This window comes from Coleofasciculus sp. FACHB-712 (assembly GCF_014695635.1).
GTDB lineage: Bacteria > Cyanobacteriota > Cyanobacteriia > Cyanobacteriales > FACHB-T130 > FACHB-T130.
The window spans coordinates 1-2395 of record NZ_JACJOQ010000207.1 but is presented as its reverse complement, the minus strand read 5'-3'; the positions used below and the strand labels follow the sequence as shown (position 1 = coordinate 2395).

3 protein-coding genes are annotated in these 2395 nt (G+C 49.1%); 1 reads left to right on the top strand and 2 read right to left on the bottom strand.

The window, feature by feature from the left end:
• Positions 1–327 (bottom strand): GrpB family protein (locus H6F50_RS27865; RefSeq protein WP_190427370.1); only part of this gene is annotated, 327 nt, incomplete at its 3' end.
• A 17-nt stretch (positions 328–344) separates the two neighbouring features.
• A complete protein-coding gene (locus H6F50_RS27860) occupies positions 345–1463 on the bottom strand; it encodes an FAD-dependent oxidoreductase (protein WP_190427367.1) in 1119 nt (372 codons plus the stop codon).
• Between the two features lie 80 nt (positions 1464–1543).
• On the opposite strand from H6F50_RS27860, the gene H6F50_RS27855 reads away from it, so the two are divergent.
• Complete coding sequence (locus H6F50_RS27855; RefSeq protein WP_190412048.1) at positions 1544–2386, top strand: YaaW family protein; 843 nt, start codon at positions 1544–1546, stop codon at positions 2384–2386.
• Positions 2387–2395 lie beyond the last annotated feature (9 nt).

Here is a 2395-nt window from a genome sequence, read left to right as displayed (position 1 = left end):
CTGATTCCCTCGTTTCACCAGATGGAGATGGTGAGTGCGGGGCATCCCTTTGCGAAAAAAGTGCCGTCCTGGAACACCCAACTCACCTTGGTAGAGATAGCCGAGTGTTTCGACAGATGTAATCTGATCGACGCTGGGTGGTAACTCCTCCAAGCCTACGAGAATATCAATGATTGGTTTAGCTGCTAATCCTGGCACTGAGGTACTGCCAATATGGTGGATGTCCAAGACGGCATTACCGAGGGCGTGGAGAATCTGGAGTTTTTCCTGCTCAAATTGGATAGGCCAATTGGTATCGTAATCAACCACTTGGATCAAATCTTCCATCGGTTTAAATTAACTCCTTAGCGATCGCTCCTACCAGATATTTGCTGGAGGGTTTCTAAAAAACTTTCTCCCGGCAAGCTTCGCATTTCCATCTGTTGATTAATCTTGATAGCAGCAGCTAATCCAGAATTCATCGCCCCTTCTACCAAGTTTCCCTCACACCAATCGCCACAACAAATTAGAGGCAACGGTGTCCCAGCGTCCAGGCAATCTTGATGCAAAGGACGACTGGGAAAAGCATAGCGCCAGCGATGGATTTGAAACCATTCGGGAGAATCTAGCCACGGAACAAGTAACTGTGCAGCACGGGATAACATCTGGCGTGCAACTGGGTTTAAATCTTCGGCGTCCAGGTAACGGTTTGCAAATTCAGCGGTGCTGTGCAAAACAAAGACTGGCATCTGGGGATTGGGGCGTTTGCTGCTGTCTAAACCAATCCACGCTAAGTCAGAGTCGTGTGTAACATCTAGGTGTAACGGGAACTTCCCCGTCTCTGCATTACTTAAATCTTGCTGTCGAGAAGCTGGATAACCCGCCATGACACTGAGACAGGGATCAAACTCCACAGCCCGTAAACTATCTAGAAATTCAGTTGGTATGGTTTTGGCTAAGGCTTCCAGTAGCATCAAAGCTTGAGGCGCTGGAATTGCCACGACGACAGCTTTAGCAGTTAATGCCTCGGCTGTCTGCTCAAAAGTGAAATGCCAAGCTTTCTCATCAGTTGGGGTAATTTCCTGTACCCGTTGATTCAGCCGCATTTCTAAACCTGTGGCGAGGAATTTAGCGATCGCATTCATCCCCATTGGTGCCACATAACGGGGACGGATCGAGGATAAATTCGGCTTTGCTGGTTCCCGGCAAACAGGATTCGTCCAGGCTTGAACAATCCCCGGCTTTCCTTCAAAATCGCTTTGCTTCACCCGCAAAACATCAATAAACTTCTCAGTTAACTGCCCTTGGGGTTCTAAATAACGCAAGCCATGATCGGCACAAGTCCCCTGCAATCGGCGCGTTGCCACCCTTCCCCCAACGCCACGAGATTTGTCAACGACGACCACTTTATATCCAGCTTGGTGCAACTGTTGAGCAACGGTCAGTCCCGCGATACCCGCACCAATGACAGCGACATCAAACACTACGGATAACCCTCAGTCTTCAAGTATATAGAAGTAGAATAAGGGACAGCACCGAATCTGGGGTCTGGGAGGAATTGAAGTTGGACGAGCTGAGAGCCGCGCTGGAATTAGCCACAGAAGAAGAGTTACAGCAACTGACAGATATTCTATTTCGCCGCAAGTTTAACCCCTTAGATTACGTTCAGACACCTGACCCGATCGACATTCAAAGCCAAGATCACGAAGATTGGTTGGATGCGATCGAGCAGAGATTTCGCTTTTTAGCGGCGGATGGAGTGACAGTTTTGCGAGGACGCACGGGTGAAGTAACTTATCGCCAAATTTTGATACAAGTTTGTCGATATCTAAAAATTCCCTATTCTGCAAAACTTTCAACGACTGATTTAGAAGCAGAAGTATTTCTCAACCTGATGGGTCGGGCGTGGAAGCAAATGCCACGACACGAACAGAAAGCGTTAACGGCCAGAGTACAGCGATCGCTAGCCAAGTCTCAACTCTCCGAACCCCTGCCAGTGCAGTTGCAACACGACCCAATGGCTTTACTCGTTAAGGGCGGTAGTGCCCTTGCCGTCAGTTCCATTGTCCAGCCGCTGCTGCTACAACAACTTGCCCGTCAGTTTGCGATTCATTTTGCTAGCTATCAAGTCGCCAAAGAAACTGTTATCCAAGGCAGTGCTGCTGCTGCTGCACAGTTCCAAAATTACGTGGTACTGCAAACAGCTAAGCGTGGGATGGCGATGAGTGCTGCCCGTTATGGTGCCATCCGCAGTGTATTTGCGTTGGTGGGACCTGCGATGTGGGCGTGGTTTTTTGCTGATTTGGGCTGGAGAGCGATCGCGACTAATTACGGTCGGATTATCCCTATCATCGTTGCCTTAGCGCAAATTCGCCTAACTCGTGCCGAATGCTGGGAACCTGCTTAGGAGTCAAAA